We start from the raw sequence: 26,404 nt of genomic DNA, 5'->3' as shown, positions 1-26,404 counted from the left end.
GGATCGGCCCCCGGCTGGAGCGTGATCAGCACCGGCGACTACAACCAGGACGGCAAGGCCGACGTGCTGTGGCAGAACGCCAGCGGCAATGTCGCGCAGTGGCAGATGGACGGCGATGATATCGCCGCGAACCTGACCGTCGGGTCGCACTCCATCGACTGGCACGCAATCTAGCCGCCCGGGCGAAGGGCTGGCTTCGGCAAGTGGCGGGAGGAACAAAACCCTCCCCTCACCCATTGCGTGGTCCCAGTTCGCAAGCACCTTTGGACCATGGTGGACACACGCTTTCCTTGGCACGGCGTCTTCGATCGCGCCGCAAAGCGAAGCACCCCAGGTTGAGCTTTCAGCCGGGCCATCATCTTCTCTGAAGCGCCTCCCCCTTTTCGGAGGACTCATGATCCATGATCCTGTCCAACTGCACGAAGCCCGGATCAAGTTGTCCGACGCAATGTCGCAATGCGCCCCGACGTCCGGCGGCGGAATGTCCTGCGACGATGGCGCCACATGCGCGAGCATTCATGAGGTCTCTTGCATGAACTGCGGCGGCAATATCCATCTCGACAGCTCGTCGGTCGGACAAGGTCCGACCGTTGAACTTGATCAGATCGCGCATGACGTGACGGGCATCACGGTCACGAGGTCAACGCCAGAATAATAATGACTCTCCGGAAGCTCGCAATCAGGCACGGGCATGGATGGAGTGACGTTATGACCGATAAGCCAGTTTGGAATCTGTCGCAGGCGATCGATCAACTCGACGGCGTCGATGCCGAGTTCCGGCATCCCGACTCACTCACGATCATCAATCCAATCACTGGCTCTGTAACCAGGACCCAGGTGATTACATATTCGATGCCGGATGCCCCGCGAGAGGACCCGATCGATGACCACACCGCGGAATCCTATGTGCCGGTCACCGCAGCCGAACAGGCGAGATTCGTAGAGGCGTTCGAGCTTTGGGACGATCTGATCGCACCACAGTTGAGGCAGACGAACGATCCGGAAGCAGACATTACGCTGATGTACCACTGCCTCCCGAACAATCCGCACGCGTCGGCCGATCGAAGCGGCAGGACGATCAATCGCGAGGAGATCTGGATTCCGAACGCTTCAAGCGGAAAGGACAGCAACGGAAATACCGTCATCGTCGACTACCACGACCTTGGCTATGGGACGCACGCATTCAGCACGGCGGTCCACGAAATCGGACATACGCTCGGCCTCGAGCACTCCGGGAACTATGATTCCGGCACGACGCGCGACGAAGACCTGACTTATGCAAAGGTCGGGTCGCATGCTCAGGACACGGTCCAGTACACCATCATGTCCTACTTCAAGCCGGACTGGTATGTCGAAGGTGGCGGCAATTTCTGGAAAGACGGCGTGGTCAATGGCGTCCTGATCGAGCCGCAGACGCCGATGTTGCATGACGTCGCGGCGATCCAGGCGATGTACGGCGCGGACATGAATACGCGCAGCGGCGATACGGTCTACGGCTTCAACAGCTCGTTCCCCACCAGCGGTGTCGGCGCGGTCTTCAACTTCAATGTCAACAAGCTGCCCGTGATGACGATCTACGACGCCGGCGGTAACGATACACTCGACGTCTCCGGCTTCAACATGGACCAGGTCATCGACCTGAATGCCGGGCATTTCTCATCGATCGGCGGGCTCAAGAACAACGTCTCCATGGCGTACAACCAGACGACTGGACCGGAAGGTAACGCCAACTTCAACCCCAACGCCGTGATCGAGAATGCAGTCGGTGGCGGCGGCAAAGACACGATCTACGGCAACGATGCCAACAATTTGCTCAACGGCGGCGCCAACGATGACGCGCTCTATGGCGGCAACGGACACGACACGCTGGACGGCGGGATCGGCGCCGACTCAATGCACGGCGGCGCCGGCAACGACATCTATATCGTTGACGACAGGAACGACTACGTCGGGGAAGCCGACATTCGGATCACGATGGAGCGCGATCCGTTCCAACCATGGATCATGAGGCGGGTCGTTCGCACCATCGATCCCGGCGGCATCGACGAGGTGAAGACCTCGCTGGCCGAGTACTCGCTGAACGATACCAGGTTCGTCGAGAACCTCACCTACACGGGCAGCGGCAGTTTCACCGGAACCGGCAACTATCTCGACAACGTCATCACCGGCGGCCGCGATGCAGACACGCTCAGCGGCGGCGGCGGAAGCGACACCCTAAATGGCGGCCAGGGAAAAGACGTTCTCGACGGCGGCGCGGGTAACGATTCCCTCACCGGTGGCCTGGGAGCCGACACACTGAATGGCGGTGCTGACGACGACCATTACTGGTACGTCGACATCGCGGACACCGTCGTGGAGAACGCAAACGAAGGCAAGGATAACGTCATGACGCGGGCCTCCGGCTATACGCTGGGCGCAAACGTCGAAGATCTTTTGGTCAGCAACGAACTCAACGCCGACGTCATGGTCGGCAAGGGTAATGAGTTGGGCAATTATATCCGAGCTCAGGACTTCCACACCGGTGCGGACGGCAAGGGCTTCGAGTTCTACGGCATGGACGGCAAGGACGTGCTCGGCGGCAGCAATGCGGCGCAGGGCGACCTGCTCGATGGCGGCGCCGAAGACGACTTCATCTACGGCAACGGCGGTAACGACACGCTGCGTGGCGGCCTCGGCGCCGACTCGCTGTACGGCGGCGCCGACTTCGATACGGCTGACTACAGTCAGGCGGCCGCCGGCGTCGCGGTCGACCTCGTATCGGGCGGCACCGGCGGCGAGGCGGCCGGCGATACCTACAAGGACATCGAGGCCGTGAATGGCTCGACGTTCGCCGACACGATCTCCGGCGCGGACGCGGCCGAGACCTTATCCGGATTGAGCGGCGACGACACGATCATCGGCCGCGGCGGCGACGACGTCATCCATGGCGGCGACGGCAACGACATCATCTCGGGTGGTTTTGCATCTCGCACCGAATCGAAGGGCAATGACGGCAGCGACGTGATCTTCGGCGATGCCGGCGACGACACGATCAACGTGATGTTCGGCGGCAAGGAAGTCCATGGCGGCGCCGACAACGACACGCTGTCATTCGCCATAGTCACCACAGACCTGGTTCTCGATCTGGCTGCCGGCAGCACTACGTACACCGAGGGCGGCTCGTGGGTCGACCCGAATGGACTTGGGGGTGGCGGTTTCGCCGGCTTGTACCGCGTGACGTGGGACGGCGTCGAGAATCTCGCCGGCGGTTCCGGCAGCGATAGCCTCAAGGGGGATTCCCAGAACAACAAGCTCGACGGCGGCGCCGGAGACGACACCGCGGTCTTCAGCGGCAATCGGTCGGACTACCAGATCACCATCGTCGACGGAAAGACCGCGATCATTACCGATCTGCGCGCCGGCCAACCCGACGGCAAAGACACCATCACGAACATCGAACACGTCAAGTTTGCCGATGGCACGGTCAATTACGGCGACCTCAAGACCACGCCGGTGCCGGTCGCCGGCTCGGTATCGATCGGCGATAAAGTCATCACGGAGGGTAACAACGGCTCTCATATCGAAACCTTCACGGTGACCCGCACCGGCGGCAGCGCCGCCTTCGACGTCGACTTCACGACGGCCGACGGCTCCGCGACCGCGGCGGACGGCGATTATGATGCGAATACCGGGAAGGTGCATTTCGACGCCGGGGTCAACACCCAGACGGTTTCGATCGTCGTCAATGGCGACACCAAGGTCGAGGCCAACGAGACCTTCAACGTCAACCTCTCCGCGGCCACCAACGGCGCCACGATTGCCAACGCCCAGGGCGTCGGCACCATCGTCAACGACGACGTCGCGCCAGTTGCCGGTTCGGTATCGATCAGTGACGCCACAATCACCGAAGGCGATAACGGCTCTCATATCGAAACCTTCACGGTGACCCGCACCGGCGGCAGTGCCGCCTTTGACGTCGACTTCGCGACGGCCGATGACTCCGCGACCACGGAGGACGGCGATTATGTTGCGAATACCGGCAGTGTGCATTTCGACGCTGGGGTCAACACCCAGACGATCTCGATCGTCGTCAATGGCGACACCAAGGTCGAGACCGATGAAACCTTCAAGGTCAATCTCTCGGGCGCGACCAACGGCGCCACCATCTCTGACGGCCAGGGCGTCGGCACGATCACCAACAACGACGTCACAGCCGCGACCCGTCATGTCCCTAACGATTTCAATGGCGACGGCATCAGCGATGTCCTGTTCCGCAACAGCAGCGGCAGTGTCGCGGTCTGGGAGCTCAACGGCAACCATATCGACCTGAACGCCACCGTCGGATCGGCCGGAAGCAACTGGCATGAGGCCGGCATCGGTGACTTCAACGGCGACGGCAAGGCCGATCTGCTGTGGCGGAGCGACCAGGGTGGTGTTGCCATGTGGCAGCTCGACGGCAACCACATTGCCTCCAACACCACGGTCGGATCTGCCAGCTCCGATTGGAAGATCGTCGACGTCGCCGACTTCTCAGGTGACGGCAAGGCCGACATCCTGTGGGAGAACAGCCAGGGTCAGGTCGCGATGTGGCAGATGGACGGCGATCACATCGCCTCCAACACCACGGTCGGATCGGTCGGAACCGACTGGCACGTGATCGGCACCGACGACTTCGACGGTGACGGCAAGGCTGACATCCTCTGGGAGAACAGCCCGGGCAAGGTCGCGATGTGGCAGATGGACGGCGACCATATCGCCTCCAACACCTCGGTCGGATCGGTCGGAAGCGATTGGCACGTCGCCGGCACCGGCGACTTCAACGGCGACGGCAAGGCTGACGTGCTGTGGCAGAACGACCAGGGTGGTGTCGCGATGTGGCAGATGGACGGCGACCACATCGCCTCCAACACCACGGTCGGATCGGCCCCCGGCTGGAGCGTGATCAGCACCGGCGACTACAACCATGACGGCAAGGCCGACGTGCTGTGGCAGAACGCCAGCGGCAATGTCGCGCAGTGGCAGATGGATGGCGATGATATCGCCGCGAACCTGACCGTCGGGTCGCACTCCATCGACTGGCACGCGGTCTAAAGGAGAAGTCCGGCAAAGATACTATCGCTCACGAAAGGCGCGAGCAACCTGATCGAACATCGGCTTGGTCAGGTAGGAGCCAACCGTCCGGTCTGCCGTCTTGATGAACGCTTCAACCGGCATGCCGGGCACGAGCTTGACCTCGCCGAGACGCGCCAGCTCATCAGGCGCGATGGCAATGCGCGCGGTGTAATAGGTGACGCCGGTGCGCTGCTCCGTGGTCACGTCGGCCGATACCCGGCTGACGACCCCATTGATCTCCGGCGTCGTGCGTTGGCTGAAGGCAGAGAACCGCAGCGCGGCGGCCTGCCCGACCCGCACCTGATCGATGTCCTGCGGCGCCACCCTCGCCTCGACCGTCAAACGCTCGGAGTCCGGGACGATCAGCATCAACTGCTCGCCGGCACTGACGACGCCGCCGATCGTATGGACGGTCATTTCGTGCACGGTGCCTGAGATCGGGGCCCGGATGTCAATCCGCCGCAACTGGTCTTCGGCCGCCACCTTCCGCTCGGCGTATTCACCCGCCTTGCCGTCGATCTCGCGCATTTCACGGCCGACCTCGCTGGCCAGTTCGCGATCTATCTGGGTGATCTGAAGTTCGATCTCGGATACCTTGCCCCGGCCTTGCGCTGCCGCCGCGATCAGCTGCGCCCGTTCGCCGTCGAGCCGCGCCGCTTCGCGCTCGAGCGCCGTCAGGCGGTTGATCTGGATCAGCTGCTTGCTCCAGAGTTGCCGCACCCCTTCCAGTTCACGGTTGACCAGATCCAGTTCCTGCGATTTGGCCGCCTGCTGGGCAGTGATGCCGACGGCTTCCTCGTTGAGCTGGGCGATCCGCTCGCGCAGCTGGCGCTTTTGGCCGAGCCGCGTGGTGTTACGCAGTTCGAACAGACGCTGCTCGTCGGTCATCAACTCGACAACGCTTTCCTCCTGCCGCCGGTCCTTGAACGCCGAGGGCCAAGACACTTCCGCTGCGCCGTCGCGTTCGGCCCGCAACCGCGCGCGGCGCGTCGTCATTTCATCCAGCGTCTTCGACACGATCAGCAGATTGGCCCGCGTCATGGTTTCGTCGAGCCGGACCAGGAGGTCACCAGCCGTCACGGCCTTGCCATTGGTCACCGCGATTTGCCCAACGACGCCGCCGGTCGGATGCTGAACCTTCCGTGCGTTGGATTCGACCACGACACTTCCCGGCGCAATCAAGGCTCCCGAAATTTCGGTGGTTGCAGCCCATCCGCCGATGCCGCCGGTGACGAGCATGATGGCCGCCAGCCCCACCGCGATATGTCCGCGAATCGACGAACGAGGGTCAATCAAATCAGTGTCCGGCATCGCTCATCCCTGGACGGCTTGAACAACTTTGGGCGCGCTGACAGGTCCCTCGCGCCGCAGCACCTTGGCCAGCACCTCGTCCTTGGGGCCGAAGGCCTGTTGTCGTCCGCTGTTCATCGCGAGCACGTGATCGACGCCCGACAACGCGCTCGGCCGGTGCGCGACCACGATCACGATCGCGCCGCGGGCGCGGACGCCCAGGATCGCCTGCGTCAATGCCTCGTCGCCTTCGGCGTCAAGGTTGGAATTCGGTTCATCCAGCACGACCAGGAACGGGTCGCCGTAGAGCGCCCGTGCCAGCGCGACGCGCTGCTGCTGGCCGGCCGACAGCGCGGAGCCCTGCTCGCCGATCTCGGTGTCGTAACCTTGCGGCAGCGACAGCACGAGTTCGTTCACGCCTGCGGCTTTCGCCGCCGCGATGATCGCCTCCGACGAGGCCTCGGGATCAAACCGGGAAATATTCTCGGCAACGGTGCCTTCGATCAATTCGACGTCCTGCGGCAGATAGCCGATGTGGCGCCCGAGTTCATCGGGCACCCAATGATCCAGCGTCGCGCCGTCAAGCCGGACGGCGCCGCGCGCGGGCGCCCACAGTCCAACCAGAACCCGGGCCAGCGACGATTTTCCCGACGCGCTGGGGCCGATTACACCGAGCCCGTTGCCGGCCTTCAGCGCGAACGTCACCTCGTGCACGACCGCACGCTGAACGTCCGGCGGCGCCGCGCTGATATTCTCGACGCTGAGACCACGTTGCGGCTTCGGCAACGAGGTCGGTGTTCTCAGTTCCGGCAGCAAGACGAGCAGCTTGTGCAGGCGCTGGCGCGCCTGTCTGGCGCCGACGAAGCTGCGCCAGTGGGAAATCGCAAGATCGACCGGGGCGAGCGCCCGCGCCGACAAGATCGACGATGCAATAATGACACCCGCGGTGGCCTGCTGGTTGATCACCAGATACGCGCCGACGGCAAGCACGCCGGACTGCAGCATCATCCGGAATGCTCGCCCCATGGCGCCAAGGCCCGCGGCCAGATCACTCGAATCGACCTGCCCGGACAGGAATTTGCGGTTCAACGACTGCCAGCGGCGCGAAATCCATCCGGTCATGCCGAGCGCCGTCAGAGCCTCGGCGTTGCGACGGCTGGTCTCCGCGAGCCGCGCGCGTTGATTGCCGATGCGATTGGCGTCGAGCGCCGATTTCCTTGCAAGCAGTTCCGAGAGCAGCGTCAGCGAAACCAGCACCAACGCGCCCGCCAGCACCGTGACGCCAATCCAGAAATGGAAGGCAAAGCAGATCGCGAGATAGAGCGGTACCCAGGGCAGATCGAAGAAAGCCGTTGGCCCCGGGCCGGACAGATAGCCGCGGACGGTATCGAGGTCACGCAGCGGCTGGATCGACTCGCCGCGCTTCGGCGCCTGGATCGGCAACCGCATCACCGTCGCATAGACGCGATCCGACATTTCCTGATCGAGACGGAGGCCGATCCGAACCAGCAATCGGCCGCGCAACGCGTCCATAAACCCCTGAAAGACGTAGAGGATCAGCACCAGCGCCAGCAGGCCGAGCAGCGTCGGCACGCTCCGGCTGGGCAGCACCCGGTCGTAGACTTCCATCATGAAGAGGGAGCCTGTCAGGGCCAGAATGTTGAGGATGGCGCTGAATCCGGCGATCGCAAGAAACGCCGAGCGACAATGCGCGAGCGTCTTATCCAACTCGCCGCGGGCAGCATCTCCGGGTTGTTGCCGGTTGGTGGTCAATGGTCGCGCTCACTCGTGCAGCCTTGCTCGTACAGCCTTTGCTCGTACAGTCTTGGCGGTAGCCGAGAATTGTTACAGTTATCTGACAAAACGAAATGGGGGCGCATGCGCCCCCACTCGTATGATCAGTTCGGCATCGATCGTCAGGCGAAGCGGAAGTCATCCACCGTCAACGTCGCCTTGTTGACCCCGATCAGGGTGATGCTGGACCCGTCGGTGTACTCGATCTCGGTACCGATCTGGCTGTTCGTTACCGCGCCCGACGCCATCAACGCGTTGAAGTCGGCGAATGCGCTGGCATCCAGCTGGAGCACATCGTCCGACCCGGCTCCGGACTTGAAGTCGAACGCGAGATCGCGTCCGTCGCCTTGCTGGAATATGAAGGTGTCGTTGCCCAGACCGCCGAACAGCTGGTCATTGCCCCGGCCGCCGGCCAGCGTGTCGTTGCCGTCCTCACCGAACAGGAGATCCCGACCGGCTTCACCGCGCAGGATGTCGTTGCCAAGACCGCCAAACGCGAAGTCGTCGCCGGCCCCTCCATTGACGATGTCGTCTCCGCCTTGGGCGAAGACAAAGTCAACCGAGCCACGTGCATTGATGAGATCGACGCCATCGGTACCAAACAACAGGTTGGTGCCGTTGGTACCATTGATCACGTTGGCATCGGTGTCTCCGGTGACCGTCAACGTGAAGGTTCCGGTCGACGCGGCGTGGGCACTGTCCTGCGCCGTATAGCTGATCGAGACGATGGCGCTTTCGCCGGTGTTCAGGCTGTCGAACAGGTTACCCGGATTGAACTGCAGCTGGCCGCTCTGATTTATCGAGAAAGCCGTCTGGGCGTTCGCGTTGCTCAGATTGATGCCCGAGACGCCGGTCACCTCGAAGGCCGACAAGGTCGGGGATACGCCATCCTCGACGTCGGTGTCGTTGGCCGTCAGGTCGAAGGCCGTCGACTGGTTCTCGCCCACGGTCGCGACATCGTTCACCGTGACCGGCGCATCGTTCACGGAAGCCACCGCCACGTTCACCACCGCGTCAACCGCCGGCGCGATGCCGTCGCTGACCTTGATGATGAAGCTGTCGCTGCCGTTGAAGTTCTGATCCGGCGTGTAGGTGTACTGGCCCTGGGCATTGACACTGACCGTACCGTGCTGGGCGGCGCCCGCCTGGTAGGTCAGCGCGTTGCCGTCAACATCGCTGGCGGCGATCTGGCCTACCAGCTGGGTATCTTCATTGGTCGCCGCCGCCACCGGCGACGTCACCGTCGGCGCATCGTTCACCGGCGCAACGGTCACGTTCACCACCACGTCGACGGCCGGCGCGATGCCGTCGCTGACCTTGATGACGAAGCTGTCGTTGCCGTTGAAGTTCAGCGCCGGCGCGTAGGTGTACTGGCCCTGGGCGTTGACGCTCACCGTGCCATGCTGGGCGTTGGTGCCGACCACGTAGGTCAGCGTGTCGCCCTCCGCGTCGGTCGCCCCGACCTGGCCAACGAGCTGGGTATCCTCGTCGGTCTGGGCCGCGACCGGGGTCGCGGCAACCGGCGCATCGTTCACCGCGGTAACGGAGAAGCTGACCTTGCCGGTATCCGATCCGCCGCGGCCATCGCTGAGGGTGTATTCGAACGACGCCGGGCCGTTGAAGTTGGCCGCCGGGGTGAACTTCACGCCATTGGCGACGAGCTCGACGGTGCCGCCGAGCGCGTTCGATACGGCGCTGATCGCGAGCGTGTCGAGGTCGGCATCGGTGTCGTTGCCGAGGATGCTGGCGAACGGGATGATGAACGCCGCATCGTCTTCGACCACTGTCGCAGCCGTGTCATCGACGGCCACCGGCCCGCGATTGACCTGCGCTGCGTCGATACCCGTGCGGTCGAGCTCCTGACCATCCGCGAAGACCACCTGCTCGACGCCACCGCCGGCCTGCTGCCCCTTCAGCGTGATGACGCTGCCGTCCGCCAGCACGATCTCAGTGTCGTTGCCGTGCTTCTGGAACGTGACCTCCGAGGCGACGATATCCTGGAACACCAGCGTATCGGTGTCTGCTGGTGTACCGGCTGCTTCGGTGATCGCGTCCGAACCGTCTCCGGACTCATAGGAGTATTGATCGGAACCCGCTCCGCCCGTGAGGGCGTCGGCGCCACGGCCGCCTTCGAGCTGATCGTTCTGCTCGCCGCCGTCAAGCAGATCGTCGCCGGATCCGCCGAGCAGGACATCGCTTCCCGGTCCGCCGTACAGTCTGTCGTTACCGCCTCCGCCGCGCAGCGTGTCGTTGCCGCCATAGCCGAACAGCGTGTCGTTGCCGCCGTTGCCGCTCAGCACGTCACCGAGCGCCGAACCGGTCAGGGTATTGTCACCAGCGTCGCCGTTGAGAACCACAGCCTGAGCGTCGAGAACGGTGTCGGTACGTACCGCCTGGTTCTGGATGCGCAGATCGCCGGCCTGGGTGGTGTCGGCCGTGTTGTAGGCCGTCGCCGGGGTGTTGAAGTTCTCGGAAATATAGTCCGAGAACGCCTTCTGTTCGCCCAGCACGTTGGCCGCGGTGGTTCCGCCGCCGGCAAATCCGGCCGCGGAGGTGAAGTCGAGCGCCTCGTTCACAGCAGACGACAGCGTCCCATCCGAGAGCAGATAGCGGAAATTCTCGCCGTTCGCCTTGGTCGGGTAGCCATCGCCGCCATTGGCGGTGAAGTTCAATGTCACCACCGTGATGGTCGAGGGCACATCCTGCAGGATGACGCCGTTGTCTACCAGCTTGACGATGACGTTACCGTTTTCGTCGATCAGCGAAAGGTCGCGGATACGCGAGCCCGGCGTGGTGCCGACATTGCCCGGCCGTGTCGGATCGTAGGAGTAGGCCACGCCGCCGATCTGCGGGAAGCCGCCATTGTTGGCACTGAGACCCGCACCCCAGTTGAGGATGTTGAGCAGCCCCTGCACGGTGGTGTCGAACGCCATCAGCTTGTTATCGAAGCGCAGCGCATTCTCGATGTCGAGCTGCGAGATCGCCCCGGTGGGCTTGTTGGCATCCGGATTGGCCTCAGTCGGCAGCTTGGTGATCGCACCGGTGACCGGATCGGGTTCGGACACCGTACCGATCGCCGAGCGGATGCCGCCGCCGTTCTTGAGCGAGATCACGAACGGTACGTCGCCGATCGCATCGCGCAACGCGGCCGCGTTCGCATCCGCGGTGATGTCGCCGAGGTTGGTTTCCTCGTTGCGGATGATGGCGCGCTCGCCCTCCAGGTAGACGTTCGAGTAGCCGAACAGATTGCCGTCCTTGACGTTGATGACGGATTGAACGGCGTCGGTGACGTCGCGGACCTTGTCGCCGCGGGTACCCTCCGCGAACGCCGTGTTTTCGAGGTTGTCGACCGTGGTGTTGAACGCTTCCGCCACATTCTCGGCCGTCGAGGCGTAAGCGCCGTTGACCGACTGGTTTGCCGCCAGACTCGGGAGCACGATCCGGCCCTGGCTGTCGAAGTCGACGACCAGGCGGCCGAGATAGGTGTACTCGTTGTCGGTGTTGACGATCAGCGTGGTGCCGCCGTCAGCGCCCGTGGTGACGAGCGGATAGGTATCGTCGGCAGTCGGGCTGTGCCCCGGGAACGCAACCAGCTCATCGTCGGCGTCGGCAAGGCGGGTATCCGAGCCGGCTGACAGGATGATGTCCACGCCTTTCAGCAGGGTCGCCAGCTGCTTTTCGAACTGGATCTGCTGCAGATGCGACTGGACGATGATCTTGTTGACGCCCTCGGCGATGAGTTCGTCGATGATCGGCTGCAACAGGGCAGCGAGCTGCACCATGTCGTTGACTTCGCCATTGGCGCCGGGGCCGGTCGGGAAACCCTTCACTTCGGTGCCGGTCGGCGAGGAGATCGATTCGAGGATCTGCGTGGTCGCGCCGACCAGGCCGATTTTCTCGCCGCCCTCCGTGATCACCACCGCCGGAGCGATCCGGCCCTTCAACGTATTGGCTTCCGGCGTCAGCGTGGCCGCCCCGTTGCCCACCGTGTTGGTGAAGCGCGGGTTGAGGTCGGCATCCCCCGAGAAGTCGAGATTCGAGGACAGGTAGGTGAAGTTCGCGCCCGACCAGCCGGCAACGCTGCCCGGCGTGAACGCGTCACGCAGAACACGCGAACCGAGATCGAACTCGTGGTTGCCGATGGTCGAGGCCTCCACGCCGATCGCATTCAGGATGGAGATGTCGGCGGCGGCAATCGGCACGTTGACACCGGCAGCAATCGTCGAGCCTGACGCTGCGTTGATCGCAGCGCGGACCGATGGGTCGGTACCGGCCGAGAGGAACGGGCCGGCCAGGAAGTTGTCGCCGCCGGAGAGAACCAGGGTGTTGGCGTACTGGTCCTCAAAGGCATCCACCAGGGCCGCAAGGTTCTTGGCGGTCTTGGTCGCCAGCAGGCTGGCTTCGCCGTCCGAGAAGTGCAGGAGCTGCAGGCGGAAGTTCTGCGGCGCCGCGACGGTGAAGTCGAGATCGTTCTGCGCGATGCCGCCGAACGCGTTGCCGGCGACGTCGGTGATCACGCCGGAGTCCAGCGTGACGTCGTAGGTGGTTCCAGCCGCGAGATCGGCGGTCGGATTGATGGTGACAATGTTGCCGGCGATCGTGACCTGCGACGCATCGCCGATCGCGATGGTGCGGGTGTCGCCCGCGCCGTTGCTGATGACGATGTTTCCGGTCCCCGCCGCAACGGCTTCGTCGAATGTCAGCACGATGTTGTTGCCGGCGGCGACATCGGTCGCGTTGTCGGCAGGCGTGCCTGCGGTCAGCACCGGGCCCGTCGCATCGAGCAATTGCGCCGCGGTAAGCGTGCGGTCCGTGAACTCGAACCGTTCGACATTCGCAACGGTGTCGACACCGTCCGACGAGCCCGCGCGGTTATCGGTGATGACGAACGAGCCACCCTGCTGGGTGATCGTGTAGTTGCTGCGCGCGCCGGTGTAGACGGCGACGTCGCCGGCCGCACCGTTGGCGCCACCATCGATGGCGTCATTGCCGCCACCAGCGGCAATGCGATCATCGCCGCCAAGGCCGTCGATCGTGTCGTTGCCGGCGAGGCTGCCGCGCACGCCAAACTTCGCCGTGTAGGCGGCCTGGTCGAACACGTCGTTGCCGGCGGTGGCGATCGCCGCCGAACGGGACATCACCAGCGACGACACCGACGGATCGTGGTCGGAAAGCTGGTCGATGAACTCCGAATTCATGTGCACGATATCGAACTGGGCGCTGTCATACAGGCTGTTCGAAACCAGGATGTGATCCAGCGCCTGGGCATTGCCGTCGAAATTGTAGGAATAGCGCTCGTTTTCCGGGAGCTTGCTGATCAGCTCCGAAAGCACCGCGGTACCGGGCGCGAACACGCTGGGGGTCCCGTCAGGATTCGCGGTGGTGCGGGTGAGCGCGCCGGTGACGAGGTCAACGACCGGGAAGAACTGGAAGTCGTTCAGATCGCCGAGCACCACGATGCGGTCATCGGTAGCCGAGCCGTTGGCTAGCAGGCCATCGACAAACGCGTTGATGGTTTCCGCCTGTCCCTCACGCTCGTTTGACGAACCAGTCTGTTGCGCAGACCCGTTGATCGGGTCGGCATAGAGCGGCAGATCCAGCAGCGTGGTGTAAAGCGGCGCCGAACCACCCTTCGAGGAGAGATGGTTGTTGACGGTCCAGAACGTGCCGCCCTGGTCGTCGGTGTAGCCAACCGGCGACCATTCCATCGGCAGCGATTTGCGCGTGGCGGTGAAGTCGGTGTTGCCCTGCCCGATCTGGCCGGCGCTGGCGAAATGCTGCACCTTCACGCCATTGCCGTCGCTGACGATGTCGCTCAGGCCGTTGCGCGCGGTCGGAGATACCGCCAGCGGGTCGTAGAGATAGGCGACGCGCTGATTGCCGCCCGGGATGCCGCCGATGTTGTCGATCGGCGCGGAGTCGATCGCCACATAGCGTGGTCCGCCGGCAGCGACGATGGCGTCGATCAGCTGCGACAGGGTCACCGAAGCGCTCGTGGTGCTCGAGCTGGTGGCGCCGTCATTGTCCAGCACCTCCTGCAGCGCAATGATCTCGGGCGCCTTGAGGTTGCTGACGATAGCGGCCGCAAGACCGGCAAACTTGCTCGCCGGCGTCGGCACGCCATCCACCGGTTGACCAACCGGCGCCAGGTTCTCGACGTTGAAGGTCGCCACGCGAATCCGGTCCAGATTCTCCACGATCGTGGTGGTTTCCTTCTGCAGGTTCGCAGCGGTCACCGGGCCATAGGCCTCGGTCGTGTTCACCTCGTACTGGCCGTTGGCGTAGTTGACGACGCCGGTCACGTCACCCAGGCGGTCGCCGGTCTGAAGGTTGGTCGGCAGCGCCACGCCCGCTTCGTCGTCCAGCTGGATACGCTCCGGGTTGAAGTCGAACACCTTGTCGGCGGGCTGCGCCGTTCCCGGCGTGGTGTCGCTGATGGTGAGGCCGCCCCGCGGATTGCTCGAGGGGTTGGCGCCGACATTCGGGGTGACGAACTGCTCGTCAAAGGCCGAGTGGAACGGGCTGGTGACGCGCACGTCTTCCAGCGTGACGCGCATGCCTTCCAGGGATTCCCAGAAATCCGACCCCTGGTTCACCGGGTCATAAGTGCCACCGGGAGCGGTGGTGTCGACGTCATCGTCACCGAGCGAGACCAAAGCCGGCTTGCGCTCGAGGCCGGTTACGAGGTTGTCGACATCGCCGACCCGCACGGCGGTCGGCAGCGCGTTGCCTGTCGACAATACGCTCGTCGTGCCTGCCACCGGGTTGAGCTGCGTCGTCGAGAGCTGGTTGGTGCTGGCGAACTCGCTGACGGTTGCGGTCAATTGCACTTCCGCGCCAACGACGATCCCGGCCGGGATCGTCGCGCCGGCACCGGTACCCAGGAACACAAAGACGCCGTCCGAAGTCCGGTAGTCGCCGTCGCCGACCGCGTCCTGAATGTAGTAGCCGACCGGGTTGTTGCCGTTGTTCTCCGTGCCGGAGGCGTCAATCGCCGTGACGATGCCGCGCACCGTCACCTGCTGGCCGACGAATTCCGAGCGATGTCCGGCGCCCTGAACGTCGTAGATATGCATGGCGTCGTCGTTCTGGATCGTGCCGGTGGCGACGGTCTGGGTGGCGCTCACGGCAGCGGTGACGCCGGCCTGCGTCGTCGACGCGCCGGTCACGGTCAAGGTGAAGGTCTCGTTGGCCTCGAAGCCGGTATCGCCGCTGACATCCACCGTCACCGTCACCGACGACTCGCCGGCCGGAATGGTGGCGTTGATGGTCTTCGGCAGCGCCGCAACACCCAAGAAGTCACCGGTATTGGCCACGGCGGATGCGAGCTGCAGTGACACGTCGACCGCACCGATGGTGCCATTGGTGCGCTCGATCACGAATGAATAGGCGGTTGTGCCGCTGTTGCCTTCAACATGTGACACGCTGATCGAAGGCGATGCGACGCGGACCTCCTGGGTATAGTCGTCCGGCAGCGCCGCATAGACCGTCAGGCCCGAGCCAGTATAGGCGCCTCCTGTCGAGTTCCCCTCGTTGGCGGTGAGCACGAGCGCCGTCCCGGTCGGCGAATCCGCGGCGCTGATGAACTTGGTTAGCTCGGGCGCATTGCCTTCGCCCACGCCCGGCGGCTTGTACCCAACGAACGATGCGTTGGCGGGGTCGGTGATGTCGTAGATCATCACGCCGCCGGCGCGCTCGAGGCTGACGAACGCATAAGTCCGTCCATCGATGACGCCGATATCGACGCCCTCCGGCTCCGGCCCCTTGTTGTCGGACCGGGTGTCGAAGCCGCCGCCTTCGGCGGTGTCGATGTTGTGTCGCGTCGCAAAGTCCCGCGCGATGATCGCTTCGAATTCGCCGCCGGTGTCGCGCACCTTGGTGATGGTGCCGTCGGCATTCTGCTTGAAGATCGACAGGCTGCGGCCGCCATAGGCGTAGATCTGGTCGATGTCGCCGTCACCATCGGTGTCGCCGAGATCCTTTCGGATTCGCAGGCGGCCGAGGTCGGCGTTGGCCCTCATCGCGGCCTCATCGGGATAGGCCGTATTGTCGAGATCGATGGTGAATACGCCGCCGCTCTGTTCCGCGAGCGTCGCCTCGTCGTCGAGCAGCACGCGGGCATCGCCTTCATTGGCGGTGACGAAGTAGGTGTCGTTGCCGACCTTGAAGGTGGCGATGGCATCCGGTTGCAGCAGGCTGATGACGTCGGCGTTGCGAAGATTGATGGCCTGGCCGTTCGACGGGCCATCGCGGTCGCTTGCATCGAATTTGTTGCCCACCAGGGTATGGTCGACGCTGCCCAGCGGCAGGATCGCAAGCGGTTTGGTTGCCGCCGGATCGGTCAAATCGATCACGGCGACCGCGTTGACCTCCTGCAGCGTAACGTAAGCGCGGGTGCCGTCCGGCGACACCGAAATGTATTCCGGCTCGATATCTGCCGATGCCGTCTGGCCGGTCAACAGGGCGACGCCGGCCTGCTTCAGCACGGTCTCGTAGCCGTCGAGCAGATCGAACGCAACCGTTGTGGAAACCGTGGCAGCTGCAGCGCCGCCGGACAGATCGAGAATCGAAACGCTGCCTTGCGGATTGATCAGCTGCGAGCCGCCGCCGGGCAATGTGATCTCTGTGGGCTCGCCTTCATTGGCGACCAGCAGTTTCGAACCGTCGGCAGTGAATACCACCTGGTCGGGACCGGCACCGACTTCCACAGTGTTGACGAGCACCCCATTGGCGTCGAACAACGCGATAAAACCGTTGGCGCCCGGCAGATCGCTGGCGCAGGCGACGGCAAGCACGCCATTCTTGATCGCGACCGAGTTTGCCCCGTTGAAGCCGTCGAGTGCGGTCAGGTCGATCGAGGACACGAGGTTCACGGCGCCGCTGGCGCTGATCGAAACGATGTCAATGGTGTTGCCGATGGTGTTGAGCACGTAGGCCCGACCGGTCGACGGATCGAATGAGACCACTTCGGCGTTGGTGCCGGCGGCGGGTACGTAGTTGCCGAGGCGAACCAGCTGAACCGCATTGGTGGCGGTCGGCGTTACGGCGTCGCCCTGCAGCGACGGCGCCTGATCGAGGATCGTGATGCCCTCGATCACGTTTCCGGGGCCAGCAGCATCGTCGTTTTCGATCGTTCCGGTCGCCGTCGTTTGCGCGCCGAGCGAAGTCGAAACGGTCGCGTCGCTGTTGACGACCGTCTGAAGTGTCAAGTTGAAGTTCTCAGTCGGCTCGAACGTCGTGTCGCCGTTGACCTGGACCGTTACGACCGTCGAGTTCTGGTCGGCGGCAATCGTGCCGTCGAAGGCGAACGGAGGAGGCGTCGCGCCATTGAAATCGGCGGCATCGGCCGCCGCTGAGGTCAGTTGGCCGCTGAAGTTGACGTCACCGACGGTGCCGCCGGTGCGCTCAACCGTGAAGCTGAAGGCCGTCGTTCCGGCATTGCCTTCGACCTGCGAGACCGAAACAGAACCTGCGGCGAAGGCGACCAGCTGCGGCGGTATGCCTGACTGGATGGTGAAGGTCACACCCGCGAGCGGAGACTGCGCATCGGTGAGGAACGGTGCATCGGGTGTCGTGCCGTCACCGTCCTGATCGCCGCTACCGCTTTGCGCGACAAAATTGGTGGTCGTATTGAACGCAACGAGGGCGGCGTCGCGGCTTGCGAAGGAGAAGCCGCCGATCGTCGGATTGTAAGCGGCGACGTCGGCGCCGTCGGTCAAAGGCAGCACAAGAGCCGTCGAACCTGCCGTCAGCCCCGTACCGCCGAGCAAGCCGCTGCCGGTTGCAGTGGTGAAGCCACCATTTGTGTTTGTGACCGCAGCGAGGAAGATGGTCGGGACACTCTCGGAGGTCCCGTCGAATGCATAGATCGACTCGCCGGAGTTACCGAGCGCGATCGTTCCGCCGGAGATGGTGCCAATATTGGCGCTGCGGGTAGCGGCCACGGAGGTGTTGAGGAATTCGACAACGGTGCCCGGAGCCAGGTCGCTTGCGCCATTGGTCCATGTCAGACCGCCCTCACCGGTGTTGAAGGCGCCACCAGATCCGATTGCCTGACCGTTCCATTCGTTGTCGCTGAAGCGGATAACCGATCCGGCAGCGATCGGATCGACGACAATGAAAGCGAATCCGTCATTTCCGTCCGCATTGAAACCGACGAAAGCGATCGAACCGGGACCGAGAGCCATCGATAATCTCCATTATGAAAAAGGCAAAAGCAGGCCGCGGCGGCACGAGGGGCTCGCGCAGCGTTGAAGGTAGGGAATCGCGTGTTGTCGCGCGGGGCGCGTCAGCGGCCGGAATATAAACTGGCGTTAATTACAGCGCGGTGACGGTTTATTAACCATCCATTGGGATGCCGAGATGAATCGCGGAGATGCGTTGGAAGCCAAATCGTCGCTTTCTGCATCCTGATGCACACGAGAACCCGAGTGCACACCGTGGCAACCCACAAGGTGGCTATTTCAACCTGCCCGTCCATCCCCGCGTCGGTTGCGGTTCGGGTTCGCCCGGCTCGGGGCGCGATCGTCGAGAAACCGATCGAGTAAATCCGGCAGCCCGATGCACGATCAGGCCGCCTGCACGCGATCAGCTTCTTGGGAACAGATCGCCGCTCAGCAAAAAATCAGCTTCGGCCATCCGTGTCTAATTTGCTTCGCGCCGCCTGCAGCTTGGCGAAATCATCGCCGGCGTGATGCGAAGAGCGGGTCAGCGGGCTCGCCGACACCATCAGGAACCGCTTGGTGTAGGCGACCTTCTCGTATCCTGCGAACTCGTCCGGGGTGACGTAGCGCATCACGGCGTGGTGCTTGCGGGTCGGCTGCAAATATTGCCCGATGGTGAGGAAGTCGACATCCGCCGAGCGCAGATCGTCCATCACCTGCAGCACCTCGTGGCGTTCCTCGCCAAGGCCCACCATGATGCCGGACTTGGTGAAGATGGTCGGATCGATTTCCTTGACCCGCTGCAGCAGCCGGATCGAATGGAAATAGCGGGCGCCCGGCCGCACCGTGAGATAGCGCGACGGCACGGTTTCCAGATTGTGGTTGAACACGTCGGGCTTTGCGGCCGCGACGATCTCCAGCGCTCCTTCCTTGCGCAGGAAATCCGGCGTCAGGATCTCGATGGTCGTCGTTGGACAGCGGGCGCGGATCGCGCGGATGGTTTGCGCAAAATGCTCGGCGCCACCATCGGCGAGATCGTCGCGATCGACTGACGTCACGACGATATGGGCGAGCCCGAGCTTGAAAGTAGCCTCCGCGACATGTTCCGGCTCGGCGGCATCGAGCGCCCCGGGCATCCCGGTCTTGACGTTGCAGAACGCGCAGGCCCGGGTGCAGGTGTCCCCCATGATCATGAAGGTGGCGTGCTTCTTGTCCCAGCACTCGCCGATATTCGGGCAGCCGGCCTCCTCGCACACCGTGACGAGGCCATTTTCCTTGACGATCTTTCGGGTGTCGGCGTAGCCGCGCGTGTTCGGCGCGCGCACCCTGATCCAGTCCGGCTTCGGCGGCGACAGCGCATCCGGCCGGTTCACCTTTTCGGGGTGGCGCGGGCGCACCTGGTTGGACGAGACGGTATCGACGAGAACGACCATGTTAACACCCGTGCTGGACCGATCATTCGTAGACTCGCGCGTGAACGGCGACAAGCCATCGTTGACTTCTGCCTGTAGCTGAAAACCCATCGCGCCATTCCCGAACTTTCGCCCGGCAATTTTCCAGCCTCGCTTCAGCCGGCAGGCCGGAAAATCGCACACGCCCCAATTGCCGAACGGCTTCGGGCCATCGTTCATCGAAGCAAATTCAATGCCTTGCAGCACCAACCACCCGGCAGCCGCTCTGGCATGCTTCGTGCAAAAGCTCATGCAAACGCTCGTGCATCGATAGCGATGCAAAAGAAGCGAACTCAGGGGAGGCATATCAATGACAGATGTTGTTATCGTTTCGGCCGCACGCACCGCCATCGGATCGTTTGGGGGAGCACTGTCCAGCATCGCCGCCCATGAGTTGGGGGCGACTGTCATCCGCGCGGCGCTGGACCGAGCCGCGATCGACGCAGCCGACGTTTCCGATGTCGTGCTGGGCCACGTCCTCACCGCAGGCCAAGGCCAGAACACCGCTCGTCAGGCGGCGATGCGCGCCGGCATCCCCATGGAAAAAGCGGCGCTCACCATCAATCAGGTCTGCGGCTCCGGCCTGCGTGCGGTGACGCTCGGTTACCAGGCCATCAAGGCCGGGGACGCAACGATCGTCGTTGCAGGCGGCCAGGAGAACATGAGCGCGTCCGCACACTGCGCACATCTGCGCAACGGAACGAAAATGGGTGGACTGGAATTCACCGATACCATGATCAAGGACGGCCTTTGGGATGCCTTCAACGGTTATCACATGGGTACGACCGCGGAGAACGTCGCCGAGCTTTTTCAGATCTCCCGCGCCGATCAGGATTCTTTTGCCGTCGCGTCACAACAGAAGGCGGCAGCTGCCCAGGCATCCGGAAAATTCAAGGACGAGATCGTTCCGGTCACCGTTCACTCCCGCAAGGGCGACATTATCGTCGACACCGACGAACATCCGAAAGCCTCGACCACGGCCGACAGCCTGGCGAAGCTGCGCCCCGCATTCAGCAAGACCGGCTCGGTCACCGCAGGCAATGCATCCGGCCTCAACGACGGTGCGTCGGTAACTATCATCATGAGCGCCGACGAGGCCAAGCGACGCGGATTGACGCCGCTCGCGCGCATCGCTTCCTGGGCGACGGCAGGTGTCGATCCCAAGATCATGGGAACAGGTCCGATCCCCGCCAGCCGCCTCGCGCTACAGAAAGCCGGATGGAACGTCGATGAGCTTGATCTGATCGAGGCCAATGAGGCTTTTGCCGCGCAGGCATGCGCTGTCAACAAGGACATGGGCTGGGACCCCGCACGCGTGAACGTCAACGGTGGAGCCATTTCACTTGGCCATCCGATCGGCGCCTCCGGGAATCGCGTTCTGGTGACGCTTCTTCACGAAATGGCGCGCCGCGGGGCCAAGAAAGGTCTCGCAACGCTGTGCATCGGCGGCGGCATGGGGATCGCGCTCACGGTCGAACGCTGACCGAAAGCTAGCCGGCAACAGCAGCTCTATAGAATTTCAAATGCGGCGGATTCAAGTATCCGCCGCATCGAAAACGAACGTCAGGATCGAAAGAATCCGGCGCATGGCACGGAAACCCAAACAGGAGGAGATGCCAACATGGCACGCATCGCAGTTGTTACCGGCGGGTCACGCGGAATTGGCGCAGCCATCAGCAAGGCGTTAAAGGCTGCCGGCTACAGCGTCGCAGCCAACTACGCCGGCAACGACGAAGCCGCGGCGAAGTTCAAGGCCGAAACCGGCATCCCGGTCTACAAATGGGACGTGTCGAGTTTCGAGGCCTGCTCTACCGGTCTGGCGCAAGTGACGAAAGACCTCGGCCCCGTCGACGTTCTCGTCAACAATGCCGGCATCACCCGCGACGGCATGCTGCACAAGATGACTTCAGATCAATGGTATGCAGTCATCAACACCAACCTGAACTCGCTGTTCAATATGACGCGGCCCGTGATCGAGGGCATGCGCGAGCGCGGCTTCGGCCGGATCATCAGTATTTCGTCGATCAACGGCCAGAAAGGCCAGATGGGACAAGCCAACTACTCTGCGGCAAAGGCCGGCGATATCGGGTTCACAAAAGCGTTGGCCCAGGAAAACGCCAACAAGGGCGTCACGGTGAATGTGATCTGCCCCGGCTATATCGCGACCGAAATGGTGATGGCCGTGCCGCAGGAGGTTCTCGAGAAGTCGATTCTGCCGCAGATCCCCGTGCGGCGACTCGGCCAGCCCGAGGAAATCGCCCGCTGTGTTGTTTTTCTGGCTTCAGATGAAGCCGGGTTCATCACGGGATCGACACTGTCGGCCAACGGCGGCCAGTACATGACATAGCGGTTTCGACCGGCGCAGGTAAAGCTCCGCCGGTCGCCTCCCTCATCTCTCCCAAATGACCTGCGGAGACCTAGAGTGGAATTCGACGCTCTTTTGCTTTCCCGGCTGCAATTCGCCTTCACGGTTGCATTCCATATTCTGTTTCCGTCGCTGACGATCGGGCTGGCCTCGTTTCTGCTGGTTCTCGAGGTGCGCTGGATTGCAACCGGAGACCGCGTCTACGAGCAGCTCTATCGCTTCTGGCTGAAACTGTTCGCCCTCGCCTTCGGCCTCGGCGTCGTCACCGGGCTGGTGCTGTCCTACGAGATCGGCACCAACTGGGGACGCTTCTCGGCCATGACCGGCAACGTGATCGGCCCATTGATGGGCTACGAAGTGCTCAGCGCCTTCTTCCTGGAGGCCGGCTTCCTCGGCGTCATGATTTTCGGCATCAATCGCGTCGGCAAGTACCCTCACCTGTTCGCGACCGCGATGGTGAGCCTCGGCACCCTCGTTTCCATGTTCTGGATCCTGTCCGCCAACAGCTGGATGCACACGCCTGCGGGTTACGCGCTGTCGAACGGAAAATTCATCGTCATGGATTGGTGGACGGTGATCTTCAATCCGTCGTTTCCCTACCGGCTGGCGCATATGGCGACGGCCACGTTCCTGTCGTCGGCGATGTTCGTGTCCGGCGTATCGGCCTGGTATCTGCTGCACAACCGTCATACCGACTTCGCCTCTCGTGGTCTTTCGCTGGCCATGTGGATGCTTCTCGTGGCTGCGCCGAGCCAGGTTTTCATTGGTGACCTGCATGGTTTGAACACGCTCAAACATCAGCCGATGAAGGTCGCAGCGATGGAAGGCAACTGGACGACGATGCGCGGCATGCCGCTTATGCTTTTCGCGATTCCCGACCAGGACAGCGCCAAAAACCATTTCGAGATCGGCATTCCACGATTGGGGAGTTTCATTCTGAAACACGATCTCGACGGCGAAGTTCCCGGCCTCGATCAGGTTGCTCCGGAAGACCGGCCGCCGGTCGCGATCGTATTTTACTCATTCCGGCTCATGATTGGCCTCGGCGTCTTCATGGTCCTGCTTGCGTTCACAGGTCTCTTCCTCCGGCTGCGCGGCAAACTGCAAAGCTCCAGGCTATTTCACCGGCTTTGCGTGCTTGGCACACCCGCCGGCTTCGTGGCGATCCTGGCGGGCTGGGTCGTGACCGAGGTCGGACGACAGCCGTGGACCGTCCATGGCCTGCTTCGCACGCGCGACAGCACTTCCCTGGTCGGACGCGAGGTCGTGGCAACGTCGCTAGGGTTGTTCGTCCTGGTTTACGGAATTCTGATGGTCGCCTTCCTGTTCTACCTGGCGCGAGTCATCGCCCACGGTCCACACGACGTCGAACAGCAATATCCGCAGATCGCCGCTCATTAGTCAGGGGTTCATCGTGCCGCACGATTTGACGATAGACCTGGCGATGATCTGGGGCGGCATCATCGCGCTGGCCGTCCTGATGTATGTGGTCCTCGATGGTTTCGATCTCGGGATCGGCATCCTGTTCGCGATCACTCGCGACGAGGCCGATCGCGACAAGATGATCGCAAGCATCGCGCCGATCTGGGACGGCAACGAGACCTGGCTGGTGCTCGGCGGCGGCGGCCTGCTCGCAGCTTTTCCAGCCGCCTATTCCATACTGTTGCCCGCGCTTTACGTTCCAATGATGCTCATGCTGTTCGGGCTCGTGTTTCGCGGCGTCGCCTTCGAGTTCAGGCCAAACGCGCGCGATTCTCGCCGGTTCTGGGATTTGGGATTCTGGCTCGGCTCCGTGGTCGCGACCCTCGCACAGGGCATGGCTCTCGGTGCATTCATCACCGGCTTTCCCGAAACCATCGTTTCATCGCAGGACGGCAGCTTCGCCTTTCTCACGGTCTTCAACGTGATATGCGGCATCGGCCTGGTGGCCGGCTACGCACTGCTCGGGGCCTGCTGGCTCATTCTGAAAACCGACGGCAGGCTGCGCGAACGCTGCTTTGCGCTGGCCTTCACGCTGGGCATCGTGCTCGCGGCTTACCTTGCGATGATCAGCATCTGGACGCCGCTGGCACATCCGCGCGTCGCAGAGCGCTGGTTCTCATTTCCAAACTTTCTGTTCCTTGCGCCGATACCGCTGGCCGCAGGCTTTTGCTGGGTGAACATGATGCGGTCGCTGGCGCTTCGCCGCGAGACCGCACCGTTTCTGTCAGCGATCGCGATATTCATCCTTTCCTTCGCCGGCCTCGGAATCAGCGTCTGGCCGTATATCGTCCCGCACATTTTGACGGTTCACGACGCCGCCGCGCCGGAGAAGTCGCAGGGCTTCCTGCTGATCGGGGTAATCGGACTGCTGCCGCTCATTCTTGGCTACACGGCGCATTCCTACTGGGTGTTCAGAGGCAAAGTGACCGACGCAGACGGCTACCATTGACGGCGTTGAAAACAAACGCGCGGCGTTCCACACTTTACAGGAGGACGAGTTCCATGACGGACAAGAAACCGGATATCACGCCGAACCCGAACAGCCCAATCGATCTGTTTGAAGGGTCCATGGGCGCGCTTCATACCGATCACGCCGTTCAAGCCGAGACGATGAAGGACTATGTAAAGCTTGTTCTGGCCATCGCCAAACAGCCAAACGCGTTGATCCAGATGCAGACCGGCTATTGGACGGACCAGGTCAATCTCCTCGAGAACTTCTCGTTGAGGGCACAGGGCCGGCCAGCAAAGCAGGTTGCCGTCCCGGCCCACGACGACAAGCGCTTCAAGGACGCCGAATGGACGGAGAATCCGGCATTCGACACCATCAAGCAAAGTTATCTTTCGGCGGTCTCGCACGCCCGCCGAATGCTTGGGGAACTGAACGGCCTCGACGACGAAACCCGCCGGCGCATCGAGTTCAACCTGCGGCAGATGTCGGACGCGCTTTCGCCGACAAACTTTCCCCTGATGAATCCCGAGGTAATACGCGCCACGATCGATTCAAAGGGCGCCAACCTGATCAAGGGCGCGCAACACGTGGCGGATGACTTCGTCCGGGGCAACGGCCGGCTGAACCCCGAGCTCACCGACCGTTCCGCCTTCGACGTCGGCCGCAATCTCGCGATGACTCCTGGCAAGGTGGTCTACCAGAACGACATCATGCAGCTGATACAGTATGCGCCCTCGACGGAAACAGTCAGGCAGCGCCCTATTCTCATCGTGCCATCGTGGATCAACAAGTTCTATATCCTCGACCTGAGCGAAAAGAATTCCCTCGTGCGATGGCTGATAAGCGAGGGATATACCGTTTTCATCATCTCATGGGTCAACCCTGACAAGCGCCACGCCGACAGGACCTTCGGCGACTATATGAAGATGGGGCCACTCGCCGCGATCGACCAAATCACAGCCCTGACCGGCGAGACCTCGGTCAACACTGCAGGCTATTGCATCGGCGGCACCCTGCTCGCCACAACGCTTGCGGTGATGGCGGCGCGCAACGATCAACGCATTGCTTCGGTGACCTATCTCGCGACCCTGGTCGATTTTTCCGACCCCGGCGATATGGCGGTGTTCACGAGTGATGCCCATCTCGAAGAGCTCGAACGCGAGACGGCGAAGAATGGCTATCTCGATGCCAGCGTGATGGCCGAGACGTTCAGCATGTTACGCGCCAACGATCTGGTTTGGTCGGTCGCCATCAAGAGTTACTTCTTGGGGCAGGAACCGCCGCCGTTCGATCTGCTGTTCTGGAATGCCGACGCGACGCGGATGCCCGGCGGGCTTCACATGTCGTATTTGCGTGACATGTATCGCGACAACCGCCTCGTCCAGGCCGGCGGCATCGTCGTTGACGGTGTGCCTGTCGATCTCGGACAGATCCGGACCCCAAGCTACATCCTGTCGACGCGCGAAGATCACATCGCGCCATGGCGATCGACCTATGCGGCAACCCAAATCTATGGCGGCGATACCGCCTTCGTACTCGCTGGTTCGGGGCACGTTGGCGGAGTCGTCAATCCGGCGACGTCGAAAAAATACGGATACTGGACCAATCCGGCGCTACGCAGCACACCCGAAGAATGGCTCGCGGAAGCCCAGCACTCTCCCGGCTCGTGGTGGGTGCATTGGCGGGATTGGTTGCTCAATCACGCTGGTGATCCGGTTCCGGCCCGCCAGCCGGGAGAATATGGATCAGCCATTGAAGATGCGCCGGGCAGCTACGTGAAGCGCGCGTCCTGACCTCAACGCCCGGGCGGCGCCCACAC

The 26,404-nt window shown here is 62.7% G+C and carries 12 protein-coding genes; 7 read left to right on the top strand and 5 right to left on the bottom strand.

Going from position 1 to position 26,404, the window contains the following annotated elements; genetic code table 11:
- Positions 1 to 174: FG-GAP repeat protein (locus JQ641_RS38870; RefSeq protein ID WP_211997166.1), on the top strand; the 174-nt coding region annotated here is incomplete at its 5' end.
- Between the two features lie 181 nt (positions 175 to 355).
- Here the strand turns inward: JQ641_RS38870 and JQ641_RS17090 are convergent.
- The gene (locus JQ641_RS17090; RefSeq protein WP_211997138.1) at positions 356 to 613 is read right to left on the bottom strand and encodes a hypothetical protein; all 258 of its coding nucleotides are present in this window, start codon (positions 611 to 613) and stop codon (positions 356 to 358) included.
- A gap of 95 nt (positions 614 to 708) precedes the next feature.
- Here JQ641_RS17090 and JQ641_RS38480 point away from each other — a divergent pair, with 95 nt between their 5' ends.
- Positions 709 to 5,070: an FG-GAP-like repeat-containing protein gene (locus JQ641_RS38480; protein WP_211997137.1), complete on the top strand. Its 4,362-nt coding sequence runs from the start codon at positions 709 to 711 to the stop codon at positions 5,068 to 5,070.
- Positions 5,071 to 5,091: 21 nt separating this feature from the next.
- On the opposite strand, the gene JQ641_RS17080 is transcribed toward JQ641_RS38480, so the two are convergent.
- The 4 genes from JQ641_RS17080 to lipA all read right to left on the bottom strand — a co-directional run bounded on the left by JQ641_RS17080 (position 5,092) and on the right by lipA (position 19,771).
- The gene (locus JQ641_RS17080) at positions 5,092 to 6,402 is read right to left on the bottom strand and encodes an HlyD family type I secretion periplasmic adaptor subunit (RefSeq protein WP_211997136.1); all 1,311 of its coding nucleotides are present in this window, start codon (positions 6,400 to 6,402) and stop codon (positions 5,092 to 5,094) included.
- Between the two features lie 3 nt (positions 6,403 to 6,405).
- Entirely contained in the window at positions 6,406 to 8,154 is a 1,749-nt protein-coding gene (locus tag JQ641_RS17075; RefSeq protein WP_502754967.1) for a type I secretion system permease/ATPase, read from the bottom strand.
- Between the two features lie 143 nt (positions 8,155 to 8,297).
- Positions 8,298 to 18,362, bottom strand: coding sequence for a choice-of-anchor I family protein (locus JQ641_RS17070; RefSeq protein ID WP_211997135.1), 10,065 nt, complete (start codon positions 18,360 to 18,362; stop codon positions 8,298 to 8,300).
- Between the two features lie 437 nt (positions 18,363 to 18,799).
- On the bottom strand, positions 18,800 to 19,771 hold the full coding sequence (gene lipA, locus JQ641_RS17065; RefSeq protein ID WP_211997164.1) for a lipoyl synthase: 972 nt from the start codon (positions 19,769 to 19,771) through the stop codon (positions 18,800 to 18,802).
- Positions 19,772 to 20,099: 328 nt separating this feature from the next.
- On the opposite strand from lipA, the gene JQ641_RS17060 reads away from it, so the two are divergent.
- The 5 genes from JQ641_RS17060 to JQ641_RS17040 all read left to right on the top strand — a co-directional run bounded on the left by JQ641_RS17060 (position 20,100) and on the right by JQ641_RS17040 (position 26,378).
- Positions 20,100 to 21,272 (top strand): acetyl-CoA C-acetyltransferase, encoded by a 1,173-nt coding sequence (locus JQ641_RS17060; RefSeq protein WP_211997134.1) that lies wholly within the window; start codon positions 20,100 to 20,102, stop codon positions 21,270 to 21,272.
- Positions 21,273 to 21,410: 138 nt separating this feature from the next.
- Positions 21,411 to 22,136, top strand: a complete 726-nt coding sequence (locus JQ641_RS17055) for a beta-ketoacyl-ACP reductase (protein WP_211997133.1) — start codon at positions 21,411 to 21,413, stop codon at positions 22,134 to 22,136.
- A gap of 75 nt (positions 22,137 to 22,211) precedes the next feature.
- Complete coding sequence (locus JQ641_RS17050; protein WP_211997132.1) at positions 22,212 to 23,555, top strand: cytochrome ubiquinol oxidase subunit I; 1,344 nt, start codon at positions 22,212 to 22,214, stop codon at positions 23,553 to 23,555.
- Positions 23,556 to 23,598: 43 nt separating this feature from the next.
- Complete coding sequence (cydB, locus tag JQ641_RS17045; protein WP_283815203.1) at positions 23,599 to 24,585, top strand: cytochrome d ubiquinol oxidase subunit II; 987 nt, start codon at positions 23,599 to 23,601, stop codon at positions 24,583 to 24,585.
- Between the two features lie 53 nt (positions 24,586 to 24,638).
- Positions 24,639 to 26,378 (top strand): PHA/PHB synthase family protein, encoded by a 1,740-nt coding sequence (locus tag JQ641_RS17040; protein ID WP_211997131.1) that lies wholly within the window; start codon positions 24,639 to 24,641, stop codon positions 26,376 to 26,378.
- The last annotated feature ends 26 nt before the right edge of the window (positions 26,379 to 26,404 follow it).

Origin of the sequence: Bradyrhizobium sp. JYMT SZCCT0180, from assembly GCF_018130165.1 — a bacterium.
Lineage (GTDB): Bacteria > Pseudomonadota > Alphaproteobacteria > Rhizobiales > Xanthobacteraceae > Bradyrhizobium.
Note: the sequence above shows the minus strand (reverse complement) of the source record. Positions and strands in the feature narration are given on the sequence as shown.